This window comes from Pseudomonas sp. PME37.24/006 (assembly GCF_055556635.1).
In genome coordinates, this window is record NZ_JBVHNL010000004.1 from 299,966 (window position 1) to 320,062 (window position 20,097).

Genomic DNA, 20,097 nt, shown 5'->3' on the forward strand with positions numbered 1-20,097 from the left:
TTTGCTTCACAAGTCGGGCGAAGCCTGCGCACGCAAGGCCGCCAACAACGCCGCGGTATCAGCACCACGGCAATCCACAACATTCAGCGCACCCATCTCGCCGGCCATGATGGCGACTCGCGGGCTGGGTACGAACAAGGGTAGTTGCGCCAGCTGCGGCCAGTCATCCGCTGCCAGTTGGCGCAGATGCATCAGACCCTGCCCACTGCTGACCGCCACACCATTCAAGCGTTCCACCTTAAATAGCCGCTGCAGGGTGCCAACAGGATAACCCGGCAGCACGCGACGATAGACCGGCAGGTAGTCGACTTCGACGCCCTGGCCTCGCAAACGCTCGGCCAGCAGGGTGCGCCCCTCCTCGCCACGAATGATCAACACCCGGGGAAACAACGCATCCTGCAGCGCCGTTTGCAGTGCTGGCAAGGCCAACAAGGCCTCGCTGTCGTCACCACCTTCTGGCCAGGCTACAGGCAGCCCGTAGTCGATGAGAATCTGCCCGGTTCCAGCACCGACACTGAACCAGGGTTGATCAGACAGCGGCTGCGGCCAATAGCGGTCAAGCAGATCGAGGCCGAAACGCGCAGCCGGCTTGCTGACCACGATGACCGCGGTATAGCGAGGCAGGTCACAGATGATTGCGCTCTGTTCCGGGGTTTCAGGCAGCGGTTCGATGCCCAGCAGCGGCAGGCAGGCGCCGTGGACGCCCTCGCCGGCGAGCGCCGCCGCCAGCGCCTGGCATTCCTGCTCGGGGCGCGTCAGCAGCAGGCGCCACGCACTCACTCGGCAGCAGCCTCGCCGTAAATGGCCTGCAGAATCTCGCCAGCCCCTTGGGCCAGCAGCGCTTCGGCCACCTCGATACCCAGGCGTTCGGCATCCTCCGCAGCACCGCGCTGCTCGGCACGCAACAAACTGCTGCCATCGGGCTCGCCGACCAGGCCGCGCAACCACAGCTGCTCGCCTTCGAGAATCGCGTAGCAGGCGATAGGCACCTGGCAACCGCCATTGAGGCGCTTGTTCATCGCTCGCTCGGCAGTGACCCGCAGCGCGGTCGCGGTGTGATTGAGCGGCGCCAGCAAGGCCTGCAGCTGGGCATCGCCAACTCGGCATTCGATGCCGACCGCACCCTGACCACCTGCGGGCAGACTGTGTTCGATAGCGATGGAATCGCGGATGCGTGCCTCGAAGCCGAGGCGAATCAGACCAGCCGCCGCGAGGATGATGGCGTCGTACTCACCGGCATCCAGCTTGGCCAGGCGAGTGTTGACGTTGCCGCGCAGGAAATGGATTTTCAGATCGGGACGACGCGCCAGCAACTGCGCCTGACGACGCAGGCTCGACGTGCCGACCACGCTGCCCTGGGGGAGTGCGTCGAGGCTGTCGAAATGGTTGGAGACGAAGGCATCGCGCGGATCTTCGCGCTCGCAGATGCAATACAGCCCAAGGCCTTCAGGGAAGTCCATCGGCACATCCTTCATCGAATGCACGGCGATGTCGGCCTGGTCCTCCAGCAGCGCGGTTTCCAACTCCTTGACGAACAGCCCCTTGCCACCAATCTTCGCAAGCGGCGCGTCGAGCAGTTTGTCGCCGCGACTGACCATCGGCACCAGGCTCACCAGCAGCCCCGGGTGGGCCTGCTCAAGACGAGTTTTGACGTATTCGGCCTGCCAAAGGGCCAGGGCACTCTTGCGCGTTGCGATGCGAATTTCGCGGGGCATGGGGCAATTCCAGAAAACCAATTGCCACCGATGATAACAGGCTCTCGGGTCGCCAGCCCGAAGCCTCCTGCGACCCGTCGCCCTAGTCGGTGCGCGTCCTAGATGTGATTCATCATTTTGCGCACACCCGCCACATGACGACGACTGACTACCAGCGCATCACCATTGAGGCCTTTCAGGAAGAGCTGAAAATGCCCCAGTGGCGTGCGTTGCAGTCGCTCGATGCGCTCACGAGCCACCAAGGCGTTACGGTGGATGCGCACGAAACGGTCACCGAATTCGTCTTCCAACGCTTTGAGCGGCTCGTCCAGCAGCACTTCACCGCCCTCATGACGGAGGGTCACGTACTTATGGTCAGCGATGAAATAGATCACATGATCCAACGGGATCAGCTCGATGCCCTTGCGGGTGCGGGCGCTGATATGGCTGCGCGGGCCAACGCCACTTTCTGCAGCGGGACGGGTGAGTGCAGCCAATTGCACGCGATTGAGACGCTCGGCTTTTTTCAGGGCCTCTTCGAGATGCTCGGGGCGTACTGGTTTAACCAGATAACCCACGGCACTGACCCGAAACGCCTCCAAGGCAAACTCATCATGAGCGGTGCAGAAGATCACCGCGGGTGGTGCTTCACGCTCGCAAAGCCGAGCAGCAGCCTGGAGACCATCAAGGCCTGGCATGCGGATATCGAGCAGCACCACATCGGGCTTGAGGCTCTCGACCAGAGCGAGTGCCTCTTCACCGTTGCTCGCAGAGGGCTCGACAACACGATAACCCTCCAGCGCGGCAACCATGCGGCTCAAGCGCTCTCGGGCAAGGGGTTCGTCATCGACGATCAAGACATTCATAATGATCTGGCTTCCTGCATGGGTCTTGCACATGGGTAGCGTAGACGGGTGTAGTGTCGGCCATCACGACGCTCCACGCTGAGACTGGCTTGCGAACCGAAAAGTGCCGCAAGACGCGCGTCGATATTGGCAAGCGCCTGGTGGGTACCGCGCGAGACCAAAGGCGTACCGCTGTCCTCGTATGGATTGCTGACGCTGAGATGGAACACACCGTCGATGTAATTGGCCGATATCTGCACCAGTCCCCCTTCGATACGTGGTTGGATACCATAGATCAAAGCATTCTCCAGCAGCGGCTGCAGAGTCAGCTGCGGAATGGGTAAATCCGCGGGAACCTCATCAATCTCCCATTGCAACTGTAGTCGCTCGCCGAGCCTATAGTGCTCGATCGACAAGTATCGCTGCGCCAGCTCCAATTCCTCACTCCAGCTTACGAGGGTACCGGGCCTGGCCAGACTTGCACGAAACAGGTCGGAAAGATCCAACACAGCCTGTTCCGCCCTGACAGAGTCTGTGACAACCAGGCTGGCGATGCTGTTCAAACTGTTGAACAGGAAATGCGGGCGGATCCTTGCCTGCAATGACTCGATGCGCGCGCGCAGCTCGGCCTGCTCCTGGCGCCGCCACTGGCTTTGCAGATAGAAATAGCGCAGCAGCAGTGCCGACATGATCAGGCTGATCAGGGCATGACGCAGGTACAGGTTCACCTCGCCCTCGTGGGGCAGCGGCCCGCCAAGGTCGTAGTAATCGGCGACCGCCGTACAGCCGAGCGTCAGGCCGACCACCAGGGCGCAGCACGCCGCCCCGGCCCACATGGCCTGCAGCCGGGCGAGCAGGGGCCGCAAGCGGCACAGCAGCGCCGAGGACAACAGTACGATCCACTGCACGAACAACGACGTCAGCGCCAGGCGCACCCAGTCGAAACCGGGCAGCATCGGCTCGGCGAGTACCAGCACGAGCACCAGCAGTTCGGCGAGCAGTACGGTGGTGAGCAGCGCCTCGGGCTGGCACAGCTCGGGCACGAAGAAATCATCGGGCGCGGAGGGGGTCGAGGTTTTTCGATTGGTGTTCATCGCCGCAGTGTCCGCGCGCGCCTCGAAGCGAGCAAGAGAGCCCACCGCAAGCGGGCGAAATAACCCACCGAAATGCGTTACTGCTGATCAAATTGTGATCCAGCCAACACTCGCCCGAGCCGCTGCGCGGGCCGACGTGTCTGTTATCATCAGCAGACTTTTCCGTCGTGCCGGAAACTTCCGGCCCGTCCGCACCTGCATACAGCCGAGTCAGACCATGAGCAACGAAAAAACCAATCAGTCCTGGGGCGGCCGCTTCAGCGAGCCCGTCGACGCTTTCGTCGCCCGTTTCACCGCCTCGGTGGAGTTCGACAAGCGCCTGTATCGCCACGACATCATGGGCTCCATCGCCCACGCCACCATGCTGGCCAAGGCGGGCGTGCTGACCGATGCGGAGCGCGATGCGATCATCGACGGCCTGACCCAGATCAAGAGCGAAATCGAAGCTGGCCAGTTCGACTGGCGCGTCGACCTGGAAGACGTGCACATGAACATCGAGGCGCGCCTGACCGACCGCATTGGCGTGACCGGCAAGAAGCTGCACACCGGCCGCTCGCGCAACGACCAAGTGGCCACCGACATCCGCCTGTGGCTGCGTGACGAGATCGACCTGATCCTCGCCGAGATCACCCGCCTGCAACAGGGTCTGCTGGAGCAGGCCGAGCGTGAAGCCGAAACCATCATGCCTGGCTTCACACACCTGCAGACCGCCCAGCCGGTAACCTTCGGCCACCACCTGCTGGCCTGGTTCGAAATGCTCAGCCGTGACCACGAACGGCTGGTCGATTGCCGCAAGCGCACCAACCGCATGCCCCTGGGCAGCGCCGCACTGGCGGGTACCACCTACCCGATCCAGCGTGAAATTACCGCTGAACTGCTCGGCTTCGACGCCGTGGGTGGCAACTCACTGGACGGCGTGTCGGATCGCGATTTCGCCATCGAATTCTGCGCGGCCGCCTCCATCGCCATGATGCACCTGTCGCGCTTCTCGGAAGAGCTGGTGCTGTGGACCAGCGCCCAGTTTCAGTTCATCGATCTGCCGGATCGTTTCTGCACCGGCTCCTCGATCATGCCGCAGAAGAAGAACCCGGACGTACCCGAGTTGGTACGCGGCAAGACCGGCCGCGTGTTCGGCGCCCTGACCGGCCTGCTGACCCTGATGAAAGGCCAGCCGCTGGCCTACAACAAGGACAACCAGGAAGACAAGGAGCCGCTGTTCGACGCCGCCGATACCCTGCGCGACTCGCTACGCGCCTTCGCCGACATGATTCCGGCGATCAAGCCCAAGCACGCCATCATGCGCGAAGCGGCCCTGCGCGGCTTTTCCACCGCTACGGATCTCGCCGACTACCTGGTGCGCAAGGGCCTTCCGTTCCGTGACTGCCACGAAATCGTCGGCCATGCGGTGAAGTACGGTGTGGACAGTGGCAAGGATCTGGCCGAGATGAGCCTCGAAGAACTGCGCCGCTTCAGCGATCAGATCGAACAGGATGTGTTTGCCGTACTGACCCTGGAAGGTTCGGTGAACGCCCGTGACCATATCGGCGGCACCGCACCACGCCAGGTACGCCTGGCTGTGGAACGTGGTCGGGCCCTGCTCGCCTCGCGCTGATGATGGCCGGCCGACGCATTTCGGTGGTCGGCTGTTCGGGCGTGGGCAAGACCACGCTGTCGCGCCGCCTGGCACGGCAGCTTGGTTATCGCCATGTCGAGCTGGATGCGCTGTATCACCAGCCCGACTGGCAAACCCTGCCCACTGAGCAGTTTCAGGCACAGGTCGCCGAGGCGATAGAGGGCGATGGCTGGGTCGTGGAAGGCAACTACTCCTCGGCTCGCCCTCTGGTGCTGGAGCGCACGGACATGGTGATCTGGCTGGATTTACCGCGGCCAACCGTGATGCGCCAAGTGCTGTGGCGCACATTGCGACGGTTGTTCAGCCGCCAGGTACTGTGGAACGGCAACCGCGAGCGCTGGAGCAACCTGTTCAGCCTCAAGCCCGAACAGTCGATTCTCGTCTGGGCCTGGACGCGTCATGCCATTTACCGGCAGCGTTACGGCGAAGAAATGCGCAACGCCCCGGCTCATCGTCATTACCTGCGACTGGATTCACGCCAGGCAGTCGAACGTTTCCTGACCAGCCTGCTGACTGACGTAACCATTCGATAACACTATTCACTCTTTCAGGAAGAACGAGATGTCACTCAACATTCGCCCTGCGGTGCGCGAAGACGCCGCCCTGATCCTGCGTTTCATCACCGACCTGGCCATCTACGAAAAGGCCGAGCATGAGGTCAAGACCGACGTTGCCGGCATCGAGAGCAGTCTGTTCGCCGAGGGTGGCACGGCCCATGGCCTGATCTGCGAGCTGGACGGAGAGCCCATCGGTTACGCCGTGTACTTCTTCAATTACTCGACTTGGCTGGGCAAGCACGGCCTGTATCTGGAAGACCTCTACGTCACCCCGCAACAGCGCGGTGTTGGCGCAGGCAAGGCGCTGCTGCGCCACCTGGCCAAACTGGCGGTGGCGCGTGGTTGCGGGCGTTTCGAGTGGTCGGTACTGGACTGGAATCAGCCGGCCATCGACTTCTACGACTCCATCGGCGCGAAACCGCAGAACGAATGGATCGGCTACCGCCTCACTGGCGAAGCCCTGACGAGCTTCGCCGCCGGCTGATCAACCGGCCAGGCGTGCCTTCATGTGCGCCATGAACGGCCCAAATGCCGCCTCTTTGTCCACCGCTATGCGCTGTACATTGGGGTTCGTGGCAAAGCGCTCGAGCAGCGTACGGGCCTCGGGAAAATCGGCGAGCAGATCGATCTCGAATAGCTTGTGCGCCACGGCGGCGGCCAGGTCGAGGCTGTACAGGAAGTACAGGTCGGCCAGGCTCAGGTGTTCACCGGCCACATAAGGCGAGAACCTGCCCAGGCGCTTGAGCGAGGCGATACCGGCGAGCAACTCCTCGCGGCCCTTCTTGAGAATCGCCGGATCCAGCTGCATGCCGAAAAACGCCTGGGCGTAGCAGTATCGCGCCGGCAATTCGATATACAGTTCGATGTGCCTGGCCAGCTCGCGCACCCTGGCCTGCTCGAACGCGCACTGCGGCAACAACGCGGGGCCCTGCCCCTGCGTCTCGAGGTACTCGAGGATCGCCGAAGTCTCGCTGATAAAGCCCTCGTCGCACTGCAGCACCGGCACCTTGCCCCGCGGGCTGATGGCCAGGAAGGCTTCTTCGTGGGATGCGTACGCACGCACCTCTTCGAAGGGCAGCCCCTTTTCCAGCAGGGCGAGCTTGACCATGTTGTAGTAATTGCTGACGGCGAAACCGTGGAGCCTGAGCATGGATAGGTATCCTCTGATAGACAGCCGGGACGAGCACGCTAACCTCATTTCAGGCGCTTTACCACGAGTGCTCCAGGCCAACTGGCTGCGGCCGCTCTGGCCTGCTACTCTGCCGCCGCCTCGGGCTCGACGCTCGGGAATCCCTACCATGGACTGGAGTTACACCATGAAGAACCTGTTCTTCTTCGACGCGATGCTCACCCCGAAAATCATCACCTTCGTCTACTGGCTATTGCTGCTCAGCGTGGTGGTCAGTGGCCTGACGATGATGTTCAGCGGTTATGGCAGTTTTCTCGGTGGCCTCGGCACCCTGATCGGCGGTGCCATCGGCGCGCGTATCTGGTGCGAGCTGATGATCGTGCTGTTCAAGATCCACGAAAACCTGCAGAAGATCGCCAACCGCGCGTAATGTGAGCACGCCCGCGCACCTTGCATGCGCGGGCGCTGCAGCTACTCCAGCGCTGCGGCTCCTGCCAGCGCTACCTGCCCGTCCTGAGTCGGGTGCATCCCCGACACGCCAATGGCGCCGATGACCTTACCGTCCTGCACCAGCGGTACACCGCCCTCCAGCAGAATAGCGTTGTGCATCGACAACAGCCGCAGTGCCGCTCCACCGGTGGCCAGGGTCTCTTCGAAGCCCTTGGTAGAGCGCTTGAACAGCGCAGCGGTGGAAGCCTTCTTGATCGCCACCTCGACACTGCCCAGCGCCGCTTCATCGAGCTTGTGCAACAGCACCAGATGGCCACCGCTGTCGGCCACGGCAATCACCATCGGCCAGCCATTGGCGCGGGCCTCCCGCTCGGCAGCCGCTGCAATGTGCTGCGCTAGCGCCAGGCCGATAGGCATGCCATAGCTCAACACCCCAGGGGCGAACGCGACTGGCGCACTCATGGCATCGCCTGCCCGCCGTTAACGTCGAGCACCTGACCAGTGATGTAGCCACTGCAGGCGTGAGAGGCAAGGAACAGGTACGACGGTGCCATTTCTTCCGGAGTGCCGAAGCGGCCCATGGGAATGGTGGTGCTGACCGCAGCGCGTGCGGCGTCGTCCTTGTCGGCATGGAAGGCGGTGTCCACGGTGCCCGGAGAGACAATGTTGAAGCGGACATTGGCCGGGGTGAATTCACGCACCCAGTTGCGCTGAATATTGTGCAGCCAGGCTTTGGCTGCCGCATACAGGCTCGCACCCGGGCCGCCACCGCCATGCGCGGCGATCGAGCCGGTGGTGATCACCGCCGCGCTCTGCCCGCTGGCCTTGGCCGAAGCGCGCAGATGCGGAATAGCCTCACGGGTGACCATCAGTGCCGAGCGCAGGTTAACGTCGGTCATAGCGTCGAAGAACGCGTCGTCGATGTTCTCCAGACCACGGCGCTCCAGCAGCGCACCGGCGTTGTTGATCAGCACGTCGATGCCGCCGAAGCGTTCGACGAACGCCGCGACCGTGGCCACGCAGGCGTCGGTTTTACCGAGATCGCCGGCGAAAAACGCAGCCTGGCCGCCATCGGCCGACAGCTCGCTGAGCAGTGCATCAAGATCGGCCGGCGTGTTGCGCGCGGTGATGCCGACATGGGCGCCAAGCTTGGCGAAGGCACGCGCGGTAGCCAGGCCGATGCCCAGGGTGGAGCCGGTGATCAGTACGCGCTTGCCGCGCAGGTCATTGAAAGTCATTGGGTACATTCCTCTTTGCGATGAGCAGGTGGTTGCGGGGCGATGCCGGCACGGCGCTTGAGCACGCGCAGTAGCAGCGGCAACATCCACAGCGACAGGGTGATGATGGCCAGCACCAGGGAGACCGGACGTTCGAAGAACACCATCAGGTCGCCCTGGGCGCGCATCATCGAGGTGATAAAGGTTTCCTCGAGCATCGGCCCGAGAACGATGCCGAGAATCATCGGCGCCAACGGGAAGCCGTTCTCTTCCATCAGGAAGCCGACGATGCCGAAGGCGAGAATGGTGACGATGGCGAACAACGTGTTTTCCACGGCGAAGGCGCCGACGATAGAGAACGCCAGGATCACCGGCATGAGGATGCTCTGCGGCACCTGAAGCACACGCTTGAACAGCTTGATGGCGAGAAAACCGAAGGGAATCAGCAGGATGTTGGCGAGCAGGAAGGCCAGGAACACCGCGTTGATCATGTCGGCGTTCTCGGTGAAGATCGTCGGCCCCGGGTTCAGGCCCTTCATGAACAGCACGCCAATGACGATGGCGGTCAGCGAGTCGCCAGGAATGCCGAACACCGTGGCCGGGATGAAGCTCCCCCCCACCGCCGCGTTATTGGCTGCGGTAGCCGGGACGATCTTGGCCATGTTGACCTCATCCGGCGTGGTGCGTTTGGCCGCTGCGCGCTTGGACATGGCGTAGGAAATGTATGCCGCCACATCGGAGCCGGCGCCCGGCAGAATACCTACCAGCACACCGACGAATGAACCCTGAGCAACGCCCACCTTGTACTTGAAAATGTCGCGCAGCGCCTGCAGCAACATGGGCTTCTGCGGCACCAGCGCGGCCTGCCGGGAGTTGCCGGCGCGGCTGTTGCGGGTGCAGAAACGCAGAATCTCCGCCACCGCGAACAGACCGATGATCACCGGGATAAAACCCAGGCCGCCGAGCAGGTCGGCATTGCCGAAGGTGAAGCGCGCCTCGCCAGACACCGGATCCAACCCCACGCTGGCCACCAGCAAACCGAGCAGCAGCGATACTGCGCCCTTGACCGGCGAGCTGTCGGACACCGCAATGGCAGCGGTCAGGCCCATGCAGGCCAGCCAAAAATATTCGAACGAGCTGAAATTGAGGGCGAATTCGGCCAGAAACGGCGCACACAGAATCAGTGCCAGTACGCCGATGCTGCCGCCGATTGCCGAACTGATCGCGCTCATGCTCAGGGCGTATTCGCCCAGGCCACGTTGCGCCAGGCTATAGCAAGGCTCGGTGTAGGCCGCCGAAGCCGGTGTGCCGGGCATGCGCATGTACACCGCCGGCAGATCACCGGAAAAGATCGCCATGGCCGCCATGGTGACGATCGCGGCGATTGCTGGCACCGGATCCATGAAGAAGGTCACCGGCACCATCAGCGCCACGGCCATGGTAGCGGTGAGGCCAGGGATGGCACCGACGAACAGCCCGTAGATGGCAGCCACCACCATCACCGCCAGGACTTCGAACGTCATCACCATGCCGAAAGCATTGATTATCGCGTCCACACTCAGCCTCCTAGGTAGTCGGTTAGAAAGCCCATGGGCAACTGCACGCTCATCACCTGCTGAAAGAACAGGTAGAGGAATAGAGTGACCAGCACAGCGGTCACCCACGACAGCAGCGGCCGACCACTGAAACGCTGGCACAGCACACCGACCACTATCACGCTGCACAGCGGGAAACCGACGGTTTCGATGGTCGCCACCAAGGCCAGCACCAGCAAGGGCACCAACACAACGTTGATCAGTTGCTCGCGGTTACGAAACCAGGGCTCAGCCTGCACCAGCCAGAAACCATCACCCTCCGAACTGCGTGCCAGGCGTACACCTTTGACCAGCAAGATCACGCCACACAAGGCCAGCAAACCGCCGATGATGGACGGGAAGAACCCCGCCCCGTACTGAAAGAATGGGGACACTTTCATCTGCTGGCCATTGAGCAATACGCCCAGGCCAAGCAGGGTGAAGAGCACCCCGAGAGTGATGTCGCTGAGTTTCATGCTGCGCTCCTGTCGACCAACCGATGCACCGCACCTGCCCTCTACGAGCAGGCGGGTGGCACAGCGATTACGGATTGAGCTTGCTGATCAGGGCCTGGACGTCACGGGTGTGCTGCTCCAGGTACTCACCGAAGGCTTCGGCATTGCGCCACTGCGGACGGAAGCCACGGGCCTCCATTTCCTTGCGCCATTCGGGGTCGTTGTAGATTTTCTCCAGAGTGGCCTCAAGCTTGACCTTGATGTCGTCCGGCAGGCCGGCAGGTGCCACCAGCGCACGGAACGAACCCAGCTCCAGATCCAGACCGGTTTCCTCTTTCAGGGTCGGCACATCCGGGTAGGCAGCCTGGCGCTCGGAACCGAATACCGCGAGGCTGCGCACCTTGTTGGAACGCAGCAGCGCATCGGCCTCCGGCAGCGAGCACGGCACGAAGTCGACGCCTCCGGCAGCCAGGTCCTGCATCGCCGCAGCGGCGCCCTGGCCGGGAATCATGCGGATCTTCTGCAGATCGACCTGCCAGGCATCCAGCAGCCCGGCCACGGCCATCGGCCAGGAGCCGCCGCAACCGCCAGCACAGGCGATGGTGTACTTGGCGGGGTCGGCTTTCAGCGCATCGAGCGCCTGACGCAGGCTGGTGAAGGGTGAGTCGGTATTGACCTGGAAGCCGGCCAGGTCGAAGTTGTACTGGCCGATGGGCGTGAAGTCGCTGGCCTTGAAGTCGGCCTGGCCCATTTCCTTGTAGTGGGCATAGTTGAACAGGATGCCCAGGGTATAACCATCGGCCTTGGAGCTGATGATTTTCTGGATGCCGACCACGCCACCGCCCTGCCCCAGGTTGATGACGTTGAACTGCTGCCCCAGCTCCTGCTTGAGGTACTTGGACAGGATACGGGCAGTACCGTCGGAGCCTCCGCCCGCGCCGGCCGGCACGATAATGCTCACCGGGCGGCTCGGCCATTCGGCGGCCATCGCCGGCATAGCCAGGCCCAGCGCCAGGGTCAGTGCGGCCAGCTTGCAGCCGGCGCGGCTCAGCAGTTTGCCGAGGGTAGAAGACTGCGACATGCGAGGTGCATGGTTAACGAGCATAACGAGCTCTCCTTTTATTATTGTCGAGTACGGCTGTCATGTTGATCGGGTGCAGCGAATCTCAGTGCTGCGTCGTCCTCCAGGCCGCCACGAAGGCCTTGCCGTTTTCGCCCACTTCAGCAGCGCTCATGCCTGGCTTGTACAGCGCCGAACCGAGTCCAAAGCCGCTGGCACCGGCATCCACGTAGGCCGCCATGCCGGCAGGCGTGATACCGCCGACCGGCAGCAGGGCGATATCGCGCGAGAACACCGCACGCCAGGCCTTGACGATCGACGGGTTGAACTGCTCGGCGGGAAACAGCTTGAGTACTTGGGCGCCGGCTTCTAGCGCGGCAAAACCTTCACTGGGCGTGGCCACCCCAGGCGAGCTGAACAACCCGGCGCGGCGTGTGGCGCGAATCACCTCAGGGTTGCAATTGGGCGACACGATCAGCCGGCCACCGGCCTGCGCCACCTCCTCGACCTGCCCGGTACTGAGCACGGTGCCGGCCCCGATCAACGCGCGATCACCCAGTTCAGCGGCCAGCAAGCCGATGCTCTTCAAGGGTTGCGGCGAGTTGAGCGGAATCTCGATCAAGCGGAAGCCGGCCTCATATAGCGCTAGGCCGACCGGCACGATCTCCTCGGGCTTAACGCCACGCAGGATGGCGATCAGTGGCAATTGCTGCAGATAGGAATCAGACATGCAGAGCACTCCTCGAAACGACGGTGGGCGTTGCGGTGACAAGCGCGGCGGCGCAGGCCAGGTGCCAGAGCCCTGCGACCCCGGCGTTTTCCAGAGTACGCACAGAGTCGATGCCAAAGCGGGCCAGGGCCAGGCGATAGCGCTCGCACAAATGCGCATCGCCAATCAGTACCAGCGGCGGACAGGCACCGCCCTCAAGGCCGGCGAGCACGCTGCGCAGTTCCTCACCAATCAGCAGCCCAGAGAGGTAATCCAGGCTCTCACCTGCGGTCAGGCGTTCGGTCAGCAACAGGCTGCGGGTGCTGAACAGGCGCCCGGAAACGCCTTCGGCGGCACTCTGCCGGGCGGCGTCAAGGCCACGAAAGAATGCCTCATCGCTGCGCTCGCTACCCTGCTCACGGGCCGGGCGGCCAAGAATCGAATGATCACGCAAGACCGCGAACAGCTCGCCGGTCATATGGGTGGTGAAGTGGCTGATCGCGCCGTCGCGTACCGTCACCCATTTGCTGTGGGTGCCAGGCAACACCAGCAAGGCATTCTCACGCAGTTCCGGGGCCAGTTGCAGGGCGCCGAACACCTGGGTTTCCTCACCACGAATCACGTTGGGCAGTGCGCTGGCATCGAGCACACCGGGCAGCAGATGCAGCGTGCCGCAGGCGGTATCCAGCGCCAACAGCCCATCGACCAGATCACTCGCAGTGGCCGGGCAGCGTGCATAGGGAACCTCGCGCCAGCCCTGGCGGCTGCCAATCATGCCGCACGCCAGCGCAGGCAGGCCAGGCCATTGGCGGTACCAATCACCTACCAGTTCTTCATAGGCGCGGGCGAAGTCGCCATCCGGCGTGTGCTGGATGCCCCAGGGCCGGCTTTGCGTGGCCAGCACCCGGCCGCTCTCACCGAGCAGATAGGCGCGTAGCGACGAGGTGCCCCAGTCGAGGGCGATCAGCGTCGGCGTGAGGCGTTCGGTCATGAGGCACTCCAGCCCAGTTCTCGGGAAATGGCGACGGCACAGGCGATCACGTCCGGGCGCAACTCGTGCAAGCGCGCTTCGGGCATGTAAGGAATGGCACTGGCGACACTCAGCGCGGCGACGATCTGCCCGCTGGCATCGCGCACTGGCGCAGCGACACAACGCACGCCCAGCTCGTTCTCTTCCAGATCGAAGCTGAAGCCGCCTTCGGCATAGCGGCTCATGAGCCCGCGGAAATCGTCCCAGGGAGTGAACTCTTCACGCAGACCAGACTGCCCGGCGCGACGCTGCAGGCCCTGCTCATAGAACTCAAGCCATTGCGCTTCAGGCAGATCGAGCATCAGTGACTTGCCGATGCCAGTCAGCGCCAGCGGCATACGCAGGCCAATCCGCGAGCGCATTTCCAGGCCGCGGCTACTCGGCAGTTTCTCGATGTAGAGCACATCGCCGTCGTCTCGAATACCCAAGTGCACAGTGTCCTGTGTAAGGCGTGCCAGCGCTTCGAGATGGGGCCGCGCAACGTTTGCCAACGGCATTTGCGCACGGGCCTTGTAGCCCAGCTCGATGAGCTTGGGGCCGAGCTGATAGCCACCGGCACTGCCACCGATGGCACGCAGGTAACCGGCCTGTACCAAGGCGGCGATCAGACGATGGGTTGTACTACGCGTGCAGCCGATAGTCGCGCCGATGTCGACCAGGCTACTGGCGCCTTGGGCAACGGCGTCGATTACAGCCAGGCCTCTGAACAGCGCCTGGGCACCCGTAGGTGCTTGATTGTTGTTTTTATCGGGCATGGGGCTCTCCTGGCGATGGACTCTAATCGGCTTTTTCGCAATTCTCAATATGCGAAACAAACTCCCACATTATAGGAATAAATTGCACGCATGGTATTTCGCGTGGCCAGCCTGTGCGCGCCCTGTCTAAACTGGCAGCTTCTTCCAGCTACATGGATCTGCGACATGAGCACAGCCGACGAGCACGACGACGAAACCTTCACCGAGCACACCCTGATTCAGGCCATCGAGAATCAGTTGGAATCCGGTGAGCCGGCCTTCACTCAGTCAGTACTGAACAAGCTGACACTGGTGGGCTACGAGCGCGAAGAGATCGTGCAGATGATGGCCATGGTGCTCGCCCACGAAGTGGACGCCATGCTGCGCGAGGATCGTCCCTTCGATGCTGAAGGTTACGAGCAGGCGCTACGGGCCCTGCCGACGCTGCCCGAGGAAAGCTGAACCGGCAATGACCGCGAGCCACCTTTTCCACTGTCTGGCTCGCTGGTAAGGTGTTTCGATAGCCCATGTGGATTAGCTACGGATGCGCAATTCCACCTCTATCCGCTTTTGCCTTGCGCTGCTGCTGGTTGCAGCGAACAGCTCGGTGCGGAGCCAGGAAACCCTGCGCATCGGCGCCGAAGACGACTGGTATCCCTACACCGCGTACCGTGACGGCAAGATTCAGGGCATGTCAGTGGATATCGTCGAAGCGGCCTTCGGCGCCAGCGACATTCCCATCGAACTGGTGCCATACCCCTATTCGCGCTGCATGCAGATGGCTCACGACGGCCAACTGGCAGCATGCTTCAACACCTCGCCGGACAAGCGCATCGACAGTGACTTCCTGATCCCGCGCGAGCCATTATTCAGTGATGACATCCTGCTCTGGGCACCACGTAATAGCGCACCCGACGAAAAGCTCGAGCATCTGGACGGACGCAAGGTTGCCGTGACCATCGGCTACGAGTACGGCCCACGCCTGGATGACGATCCGCAGGTCATCCGCGTGCCGGTGCGCCGCGACCTGAGCGGTTTTCTGATGCTGCAACATGGCCGTGTCGACTTCGTCGCCGCCTACCGCGGCACTGCACAGGCGCTGTTTCGCGAAAACCCGGAGCTGCAAGGGCAGTTCGTGGCGGTGGCGACCCTGCATCGCCCCAAGCTGTACCTGAGTTTCTCGCGTCACCAACCCAACGCGGCGGAGCTGGTCAAGCGCTTCGAGCAGGGCATGCGCACCATCCATGACAATGGCCGCTACCAACAGATTCTCGATAGCTGGCAACACGCCCCAGCGAACTGACGCTGGCTTGACTACACTTGCCCTGCGGGGCGCCAGACACCCCCGGAGCCCACGGCAGACGCCGTGTACGACAACAACAGGCAGGAGTCACCATGGCATTTACCGCCGAACTGGTCGCCGAACTGGAAATCCTTTTGCTGTTCAATCTGGACAACGGTCAGGAGGGATTGAAGATCCACCATACTGCAGCACCCTCTGCCGTCGCCGCTGCCGGGCGCCTGCACGAGAAGGGGCTAATCAGCCTCAGCGATGGCGGCTACCTGACCCGTCTGGGTCACGAGGCAGCCGAGCATGCGCAAAGCTTGCGGGCCATTCTCACCGCACCACAACCCGCCTGATCGCTGACCAACGCCTGCTGCCCTGATGGCGGCAGGCACCTCCCCGCATAACGTTTCGACCAAGTACTCAGCATCTATCAGGGCGACTGCTCAGCCCTTCGCAACACAGCTTGCGCTGAAACGGAAACACACCCTAGTCTTGCTCACCATTCGGCCGAGCCTGAGCATGAAGCGCCACCCGCCCCTACGCCCAGATATTGACGACGGCATTGACCGCAAGGTGCTCACCCAGTTGCGCGCACGCTTCATGCGCATCAATCACGGGCGCCAAGAGCGGGCCATGCAGGCATTATCGAGCCGCCAGCAGCGGGTGCTCACACTTCTGCCACTGTTGTTTCACGTCAATCATCCGCTGCTGCCCGGTTACGTCTCCGCACAGACACCTGCCGGTCTTAGCGGCTTCGAGCCCAGTGCCGAGCTGCTCACCGAGGCACAGCGCCTGACTCGCTCCTTCGCCTATAAACCAGCCCACGGCCCAGCGCCCACGCCAATCCATGGCCTGTTTCTGATGGGCAGCCTTGGTACCGTGGCTCAGGCCGAGCAGAGCGACATGGATCTGTGGCTCTGCCATGCCAGCGACCTTACCGCTGCTGCCCGCGACGAGCTGCGCCGCAAGTGCGACCTGCTGCAAACCTGGGCCGCCAGCCAAGGCACCGAGGCGCATTTCTTCCTGATCGATCCGCAGCGTTTTCGTGCTGGAGAACGCGAAGAGCGACTCACGTCAGACGACTGCGGCACCACTCAACACTTTCTGCTGCTAGACGAGTTCTACCGAACAGCAATCTGGCTGGGTGGCCGCACACCGCTCTGGTGGCTTGTGCCCACTGTCGACGAGCATCGCTACGAGCTATTTACCGCAACCCTGCTGAGCAAGCGTTTCATCCGTGCCGAGGAGGTGCTCGACCTCGGTCACCTGGCCCATGTGCCGTCCGGGGAATTCATCGGCGCGGGCATGTGGCAACTGTTCAAGGGCATCGAATCACCATACAAATCGGCACTCAAACTACTGCTCACCGAGGTCTACGCCAGCGAGCACCCACGGGTGGAGTGTCTGTCGCTGCGCTTCAAACAGTCGGTATACGACGGCCAGCTGGATCTTGACGAGCTCGACCCTTACGTCCTGATCTACCGTCGGCTGGAGGAGTACCTCAAGGCTCGCAGCGAGCCAGAGCGCCTTGAACTAATGCGTCGCTGCCTGTACCTGAAGGTCAACAAAAAGCTCAGCAAACCGCCGCGTAGCCGCGCCAAGAGCTGGCAGCGGCTGTTGCTGGAACGCCTGACCGCCGAGTGGGGTTGGGGCGAACGCCAATTGGTAATACTCGACAGCCGCAGCCAATGGAAAGTCCGCCAGGTAAGCGCGGAGCGTCAGGCCTTGGTCAACGAACTCAATTACAGCTACCGCTTTCTATCCTTATTCGCACGCAACCATACCGGTGCTGCAGCACCTGATACCCGTGAACTAGCGGTACTTGGCCGGCGTCTGTATGCCGCGTTCGAACGTCGGGCCGGCAAGGTGGAGTTCATCAACCCGGGTATCGCTCCGGATCTGGGCGAAGACACCCTGACCCTGGTGTACTGCCCCGCGCCGAAGGGCAGCCACTGGGCGCTCTTCAATGGCAGCCTTGGCGCTCAAGAATGGCTGGACTTCGCACCACTGCGACAAGCCCGTAGCCTGATCGAACTGCTTGCCTGGGGCCACCGCAACGGCGTCATCGACAGCGGCACGCACCTGTCACTGCACCCAAACGACAGCGACCTCAGCGAATTCGAACTCAGCAACCTCCTCACCAGCCTGGCGCAGACACTGCCCATGCCGCTGGACAGCGTGCCGGAAAGCGCCCTGCTACGCGCGCGCCAGCCTAGAGAAGTGCTATTGCTGGTCAACGTCGGCGTCGACCCGCTAAAACAGCACAGTCAGATGAATGTGCACATGACCAGCGAGCGCACGGATCCGCTGGGTTACTCCGGCGTGCGTGAGAACCTGGTGTTGACCCTTGATCTGATCACCCTCAACAGCTGGAACGAGCTCTTGGTGGAGCGCTACGAAGGCCCCAATGCCCTGCTCGACTGCATCGCCGGCCTGCTCAACACGCTGCCTGCCAATGGCGATCGCCCCACCCTCCATGTGCGCTGTTTCTGCCGCAATCGCGCGGTGACCATCGCCGAGCGTGTAGAGGATCTGATGCGCGAGCTGATCGCCAGCGTCGACAGCGGCGAGCGACAGCGCTATCTGCTGCAAATCACCCGGCGTTATCACCTGCTCGAATTGACGCCTGGCCAGGTTCGTCACATCACACTGGACGACCTGCCAGCACTGCTCGAACACCTGGCCCAGGATCGTGTTGAGTACACCCGCCTGAGGCTCGACCGTAACGCCCTTGAAGGCGAGGATCTGGCGCTGATTCTCAGCGCCGGCCGGCCCACTTGCATTCAAGTGTTCTATCGTCTGTACGAAGCGGGTACCCAGGCGCAAATCACTGTGCTCGACGAGCATGGCGCGGTGTGGCGCACTCAGGCAACCTTCCATGACGAAGCCAGCCTGCTGGCCCCCCTGCAGCGTTTTCTGCAGTCGCTGCTGTACCGGCGCAACGCCACGCTCGCCCTGGAAAACCCACAAGCACCGCTAGAGATCATCTATCAGCAGTTGCAGCCTGCCGCACCACTGCGCGCCCAACGCCTCGAGCCGCGACCCGCGCCACTGACACAAGTGAGCCAGCCTTTTTACGACGTGCAGGCAATCGTCGAACCCGGCAGCGGCCAGCGCGCCTACATCAGCCTGTACTGCAACCACCGGGAATTCTCCGAACTCGAATACGGCGACAACCTGTTCAGCGCCGTCGCCCGGCATATCCTTGCCCTGCGCAGCGAGGCAGAGCGCTACCCCTGCTACATCACCGACCTGGATCTTTCCGCTCTGCTGGGCGACCGGCAGCCGTCGGTGGTGCACTACCTGCGCTACAAAGCCAGCCTGGAAGAGGCGCTGAACAATGCCCTGCGTGCTCTCTAACGCAGATCGGCGTCAGCCACCAGCCAGCGGTGCAGCGCCTGTTCGAGCGCAGCATTGATCTTCAGGAGTGTGGAGCGGCCTGCGAACCGATAGAGCTGGGACTTGCGCCCGCCTGAGCAGATTCCCGGGTCGCGGCACTCGACCCAGGCTACGGAGCACTGACTCGTTACGAGTCAGGCCGCCTTAACGGACGTACTCGCCTGCCGCTTCCGGCTGATATTCCACCGCCAGCAGGGTCAGTTTGAGTTGCTTACCACCCGGCGCCGGCCAATCGATATGCTGGCCAACGCTCAGGCCCAGCAAAGCCGTGCCGACCGGCGCAAGGATCGAGACTTTGCCTTCGCCGCCTGCGTCCTGCGGGTAAACCAGGGTCAGGTGATAGTCCTTGCCGCTGCCTTCTTCGCGACAATGCACGCGCGAATTCATGGTCACCACGCCCGCTGGCACCTGGTCATGGCTGACCACCTCAGCCCGATCCAATTCGGCCTGCAAAGCTTCGGCAGCCGGGCCGATATCATCGAGGCTGTCGAGCAATTGCTCCAAACGCTGCAGATCGAGGCGGGTAATGGTGATGGACGTTGTGCTGGCCATGGTGCGTGCATATCTCCTTTGCAGGACGCTAAAAAAGCAAAACCCCATCGAGACGACGGGGTTTTGTACAGGTTGAGCCGACCGTAACACAGCCACCCAAATAAACAAGAGCAGGCTTAGCTGGCCCCAAGGCGCTCTTTGGCCAGCGCTCGGATAACGCGCCGGCGCCCCTCATCGGCGTTACCCCACTCGAGAATTTCCGCCATCAGACGCCCACAACCCAGGCACCTGTCAGCCTCGTTCAAGCAGCAGCGCCGCACACAAGGAGACGCAATGGGCGAATCAGCCAAAGACCGATCAGCAGCAACGATTTCAGATTTCATCGAAATCAAGATTGGCGCCTGATTGTTCAGCAACGATGCGATCAAGCATCTCGCTCAAGAGCTCGTCACTGGTGTCGCATATCCAGCGCTGGTTGTCCTCTTCGTAATCGAAGTGGAAGCCACCAGAGCGGGCCGCCAACCAGAGCTGACGCAGCGCAGGCTGACGGCTGAAAATCAGCTGCGAGCCATTTTCGAAGCGCACCGTCAGCACGCCAGCGGAGTTTTCCAGATCGAGATCCAGATCGCTGTCGTCGAAGATGTCTTCCACCGCCTGCTGCACGGCATCGACCAGGTCGTGGAAACGGGCTTCGGTCAAACTCATTGCACTTACCTCAAGAAAGATTCAGCAACATC

24 protein-coding genes are annotated in these 20,097 nt (G+C 62.3%); 8 read left to right on the forward strand and 16 right to left on the reverse strand.

Annotated features, from left to right (window positions below; all coding sequences use genetic code 11):
* Nucleotides 1–6 precede the first annotated feature (6 nt).
* The 4 genes from ACZ3GY_RS17495 to ACZ3GY_RS17510 form a co-directional block, all read right to left on the reverse strand.
* Nucleotides 7–780 (reverse strand): uroporphyrinogen-III synthase, encoded by a 774-nt coding sequence (locus ACZ3GY_RS17495; protein WP_465911307.1) that lies wholly within the window; start codon nt 778–780, stop codon nt 7–9.
* Complete coding sequence (hemC, locus tag ACZ3GY_RS17500) at nt 777–1,715, reverse strand: hydroxymethylbilane synthase (RefSeq protein ID WP_463562597.1); 939 nt, start codon at nt 1,713–1,715, stop codon at nt 777–779. Before hemC ends, ACZ3GY_RS17495 begins: the two co-directional genes overlap by 4 nt.
* 98 nt (nt 1,716–1,813) lie before the next feature.
* The gene (locus ACZ3GY_RS17505; RefSeq protein WP_463562598.1) at nt 1,814–2,560 is read right to left on the reverse strand and encodes a LytR/AlgR family response regulator transcription factor; all 747 of its coding nucleotides are present in this window, start codon (nt 2,558–2,560) and stop codon (nt 1,814–1,816) included.
* Entirely contained in the window at nt 2,557–3,633 is a 1,077-nt protein-coding gene (locus ACZ3GY_RS17510) for a sensor histidine kinase (protein ID WP_225839611.1), read from the reverse strand. The genes ACZ3GY_RS17505 and ACZ3GY_RS17510 overlap by 4 nt, the downstream gene beginning before the upstream one ends.
* A gap of 217 nt (nt 3,634–3,850) precedes the next feature.
* Here ACZ3GY_RS17510 and argH point away from each other — a divergent pair, with 217 nt between their 5' ends.
* Genes argH through ACZ3GY_RS17525 form a run of 3 tightly spaced genes read left to right on the forward strand, consistent with a single transcriptional unit; the run spans nt 3,851 to nt 6,307 of the window.
* Nucleotides 3,851–5,245: an argininosuccinate lyase gene (gene argH, locus ACZ3GY_RS17515; RefSeq protein ID WP_465911308.1), complete on the forward strand. Its 1,395-nt coding sequence runs from the start codon at nt 3,851–3,853 to the stop codon at nt 5,243–5,245.
* 2 nt (nt 5,246–5,247) lie between these two features.
* Nucleotides 5,248–5,799 (forward strand): AAA family ATPase, encoded by a 552-nt coding sequence (locus ACZ3GY_RS17520; RefSeq protein ID WP_465911310.1) that lies wholly within the window; start codon nt 5,248–5,250, stop codon nt 5,797–5,799.
* A gap of 28 nt (nt 5,800–5,827) precedes the next feature.
* Nucleotides 5,828–6,307, forward strand: a complete 480-nt coding sequence (locus ACZ3GY_RS17525) for a GNAT family N-acetyltransferase (RefSeq protein WP_465911312.1) — start codon at nt 5,828–5,830, stop codon at nt 6,305–6,307.
* On the opposite strand, the gene ACZ3GY_RS17530 is transcribed toward ACZ3GY_RS17525, so the two are convergent.
* Nucleotides 6,308–6,973 (reverse strand): glutathione S-transferase family protein, encoded by a 666-nt coding sequence (locus tag ACZ3GY_RS17530; protein WP_465911313.1) that lies wholly within the window; start codon nt 6,971–6,973, stop codon nt 6,308–6,310. It abuts the gene before it with no gap.
* 148 nt (nt 6,974–7,121) lie between these two features.
* On the opposite strand from ACZ3GY_RS17530, the gene ACZ3GY_RS17535 reads away from it, so the two are divergent.
* Nucleotides 7,122–7,382, forward strand: coding sequence for a DUF4282 domain-containing protein (locus ACZ3GY_RS17535; protein WP_465911314.1), 261 nt, complete (start codon nt 7,122–7,124; stop codon nt 7,380–7,382).
* Between the two features lie 41 nt (nt 7,383–7,423).
* On the opposite strand, the gene ACZ3GY_RS17540 is transcribed toward ACZ3GY_RS17535, so the two are convergent.
* The 8 genes from ACZ3GY_RS17540 to ACZ3GY_RS17575 form a co-directional block, all read right to left on the reverse strand.
* Nucleotides 7,424–7,864, reverse strand: a complete 441-nt coding sequence (locus ACZ3GY_RS17540; protein WP_463562604.1) for a GlcG/HbpS family heme-binding protein — start codon at nt 7,862–7,864, stop codon at nt 7,424–7,426.
* Nucleotides 7,861–8,640: an SDR family NAD(P)-dependent oxidoreductase gene (locus ACZ3GY_RS17545; protein ID WP_465911316.1), complete on the reverse strand. Its 780-nt coding sequence runs from the start codon at nt 8,638–8,640 to the stop codon at nt 7,861–7,863. The genes ACZ3GY_RS17540 and ACZ3GY_RS17545 overlap by 4 nt, the downstream gene beginning before the upstream one ends.
* Entirely contained in the window at nt 8,637–10,175 is a 1,539-nt protein-coding gene (locus ACZ3GY_RS17550; RefSeq protein WP_465911317.1) for a tripartite tricarboxylate transporter permease, read from the reverse strand. Before ACZ3GY_RS17550 ends, ACZ3GY_RS17545 begins: the two co-directional genes overlap by 4 nt.
* 2 nt (nt 10,176–10,177) lie before the next feature.
* A complete protein-coding gene (locus ACZ3GY_RS17555) occupies nt 10,178–10,669 on the reverse strand; it encodes a tripartite tricarboxylate transporter TctB family protein (RefSeq protein WP_463562606.1) in 492 nt (163 codons plus the stop codon).
* 67 nt (nt 10,670–10,736) lie between these two features.
* Nucleotides 10,737–11,753, reverse strand: coding sequence for a Bug family tripartite tricarboxylate transporter substrate binding protein (locus ACZ3GY_RS17560; RefSeq protein WP_463562607.1), 1,017 nt, complete (start codon nt 11,751–11,753; stop codon nt 10,737–10,739).
* Nucleotides 11,754–11,814: 61 nt separating this feature from the next.
* Nucleotides 11,815–12,438, reverse strand: coding sequence for a 2-dehydro-3-deoxy-6-phosphogalactonate aldolase (locus ACZ3GY_RS17565; RefSeq protein WP_465911319.1), 624 nt, complete (start codon nt 12,436–12,438; stop codon nt 11,815–11,817).
* A complete protein-coding gene (locus ACZ3GY_RS17570; protein ID WP_463562609.1) occupies nt 12,431–13,408 on the reverse strand; it encodes a 2-dehydro-3-deoxygalactonokinase in 978 nt (325 codons plus the stop codon). The genes ACZ3GY_RS17565 and ACZ3GY_RS17570 overlap by 8 nt, the downstream gene beginning before the upstream one ends.
* Nucleotides 13,405–14,202 carry an IclR family transcriptional regulator gene (locus ACZ3GY_RS17575; RefSeq protein WP_463562610.1) on the reverse strand — a complete coding sequence of 266 codons (798 nt, stop codon included), beginning with the start codon at nt 14,200–14,202 and terminating at the stop codon, nt 13,405–13,407. The genes ACZ3GY_RS17570 and ACZ3GY_RS17575 overlap by 4 nt, the downstream gene beginning before the upstream one ends.
* Nucleotides 14,203–14,367: 165 nt before the next feature.
* Here ACZ3GY_RS17575 and ACZ3GY_RS17580 point away from each other — a divergent pair, with 165 nt between their 5' ends.
* From ACZ3GY_RS17580 to ACZ3GY_RS17595, 4 genes are all read left to right on the forward strand, one after another.
* Nucleotides 14,368–14,643 (forward strand): hypothetical protein, encoded by a 276-nt coding sequence (locus ACZ3GY_RS17580; protein WP_465911322.1) that lies wholly within the window; start codon nt 14,368–14,370, stop codon nt 14,641–14,643.
* 82 nt (nt 14,644–14,725) lie between these two features.
* Nucleotides 14,726–15,484, forward strand: coding sequence for a substrate-binding periplasmic protein (locus ACZ3GY_RS17585; protein ID WP_465911323.1), 759 nt, complete (start codon nt 14,726–14,728; stop codon nt 15,482–15,484).
* Nucleotides 15,485–15,576: 92 nt separating this feature from the next.
* On the forward strand, nt 15,577–15,822 hold the full coding sequence (locus tag ACZ3GY_RS17590; RefSeq protein ID WP_225837605.1) for a TIGR02647 family protein: 246 nt from the start codon (nt 15,577–15,579) through the stop codon (nt 15,820–15,822).
* 166 nt (nt 15,823–15,988) lie between these two features.
* Nucleotides 15,989–18,829 (forward strand): class I adenylate cyclase, encoded by a 2,841-nt coding sequence (locus ACZ3GY_RS17595; protein WP_465911324.1) that lies wholly within the window; start codon nt 15,989–15,991, stop codon nt 18,827–18,829.
* A gap of 183 nt (nt 18,830–19,012) precedes the next feature.
* Here ACZ3GY_RS17595 and rnk read toward each other — a convergent pair whose 3' ends face one another.
* From rnk to cyaY, 3 genes are all read right to left on the reverse strand, one after another.
* Nucleotides 19,013–19,420 carry a nucleoside diphosphate kinase regulator gene (gene rnk / locus ACZ3GY_RS17600; protein ID WP_463562614.1) on the reverse strand — a complete coding sequence of 136 codons (408 nt, stop codon included), beginning with the start codon at nt 19,418–19,420 and terminating at the stop codon, nt 19,013–19,015.
* 116 nt (nt 19,421–19,536) lie between these two features.
* The gene (locus tag ACZ3GY_RS17605) at nt 19,537–19,743 is read right to left on the reverse strand and encodes a DUF1289 domain-containing protein (RefSeq protein ID WP_465911325.1); all 207 of its coding nucleotides are present in this window, start codon (nt 19,741–19,743) and stop codon (nt 19,537–19,539) included.
* Nucleotides 19,733–20,065 carry an iron donor protein CyaY gene (gene cyaY, locus ACZ3GY_RS17610; RefSeq protein WP_225837598.1) on the reverse strand — a complete coding sequence of 111 codons (333 nt, stop codon included), beginning with the start codon at nt 20,063–20,065 and terminating at the stop codon, nt 19,733–19,735. The genes ACZ3GY_RS17605 and cyaY overlap by 11 nt, the downstream gene beginning before the upstream one ends.
* Nucleotides 20,066–20,097 lie beyond the last annotated feature (32 nt).

Excerpts from the sequence above, each read along its gene's own strand:
- hemC (WP_463562597.1), bottom strand. The coding sequence starts at position 1,715 with ATGCCCCGCGAAATTCGCATCGCAACGCGCAAGAGTGCCCTGGCCCTT.
- ACZ3GY_RS17575 (WP_463562610.1), bottom strand. The coding sequence starts at position 14,202 with ATGCCCGATAAAAACAACAATCAAGCACCTACGGGTGCCCAGGCGCTG.
- ACZ3GY_RS17595 (WP_465911324.1), top strand. The coding sequence starts at position 15,989 with ATGAAGCGCCACCCGCCCCTACGCCCAGATATTGACGACGGCATTGAC.
- ACZ3GY_RS17605 (WP_465911325.1), bottom strand. The coding sequence starts at position 19,743 with ATGAAATCTGAAATCGTTGCTGCTGATCGGTCTTTGGCTGATTCGCCC.
- ACZ3GY_RS17565 (WP_465911319.1), bottom strand. The coding sequence starts at position 12,438 with ATGTCTGATTCCTATCTGCAGCAATTGCCACTGATCGCCATCCTGCGT.
- ACZ3GY_RS17590 (WP_225837605.1), top strand. The coding sequence starts at position 15,577 with ATGGCATTTACCGCCGAACTGGTCGCCGAACTGGAAATCCTTTTGCTG.
- ACZ3GY_RS17525 (WP_465911312.1), top strand. The coding sequence starts at position 5,828 with ATGTCACTCAACATTCGCCCTGCGGTGCGCGAAGACGCCGCCCTGATC.
- rnk (WP_463562614.1), bottom strand. The coding sequence starts at position 19,420 with ATGGCCAGCACAACGTCCATCACCATTACCCGCCTCGATCTGCAGCGT.
- ACZ3GY_RS17585 (WP_465911323.1), top strand. The coding sequence starts at position 14,726 with ATGCGCAATTCCACCTCTATCCGCTTTTGCCTTGCGCTGCTGCTGGTT.
- ACZ3GY_RS17510 (WP_225839611.1), bottom strand. The coding sequence starts at position 3,633 with ATGAACACCAATCGAAAAACCTCGACCCCCTCCGCGCCCGATGATTTC.
- argH (WP_465911308.1), top strand. The coding sequence starts at position 3,851 with ATGAGCAACGAAAAAACCAATCAGTCCTGGGGCGGCCGCTTCAGCGAG.
- ACZ3GY_RS17545 (WP_465911316.1), bottom strand. The coding sequence starts at position 8,640 with ATGACTTTCAATGACCTGCGCGGCAAGCGCGTACTGATCACCGGCTCC.
- ACZ3GY_RS17520 (WP_465911310.1), top strand. The coding sequence starts at position 5,248 with ATGGCCGGCCGACGCATTTCGGTGGTCGGCTGTTCGGGCGTGGGCAAG.
- ACZ3GY_RS17505 (WP_463562598.1), bottom strand. The coding sequence starts at position 2,560 with ATGAATGTCTTGATCGTCGATGACGAACCCCTTGCCCGAGAGCGCTTG.
- ACZ3GY_RS17530 (WP_465911313.1), bottom strand. The coding sequence starts at position 6,973 with ATGCTCAGGCTCCACGGTTTCGCCGTCAGCAATTACTACAACATGGTC.
- ACZ3GY_RS17540 (WP_463562604.1), bottom strand. The coding sequence starts at position 7,864 with ATGAGTGCGCCAGTCGCGTTCGCCCCTGGGGTGTTGAGCTATGGCATG.
- ACZ3GY_RS17535 (WP_465911314.1), top strand. The coding sequence starts at position 7,122 with ATGGACTGGAGTTACACCATGAAGAACCTGTTCTTCTTCGACGCGATG.
- cyaY (WP_225837598.1), bottom strand. The coding sequence starts at position 20,065 with ATGAGTTTGACCGAAGCCCGTTTCCACGACCTGGTCGATGCCGTGCAG.
- ACZ3GY_RS17580 (WP_465911322.1), top strand. The coding sequence starts at position 14,368 with ATGAGCACAGCCGACGAGCACGACGACGAAACCTTCACCGAGCACACC.
- ACZ3GY_RS17570 (WP_463562609.1), bottom strand. The coding sequence starts at position 13,408 with ATGACCGAACGCCTCACGCCGACGCTGATCGCCCTCGACTGGGGCACC.
- ACZ3GY_RS17560 (WP_463562607.1), bottom strand. The coding sequence starts at position 11,753 with ATGCTCGTTAACCATGCACCTCGCATGTCGCAGTCTTCTACCCTCGGC.
- ACZ3GY_RS17555 (WP_463562606.1), bottom strand. The coding sequence starts at position 10,669 with ATGAAACTCAGCGACATCACTCTCGGGGTGCTCTTCACCCTGCTTGGC.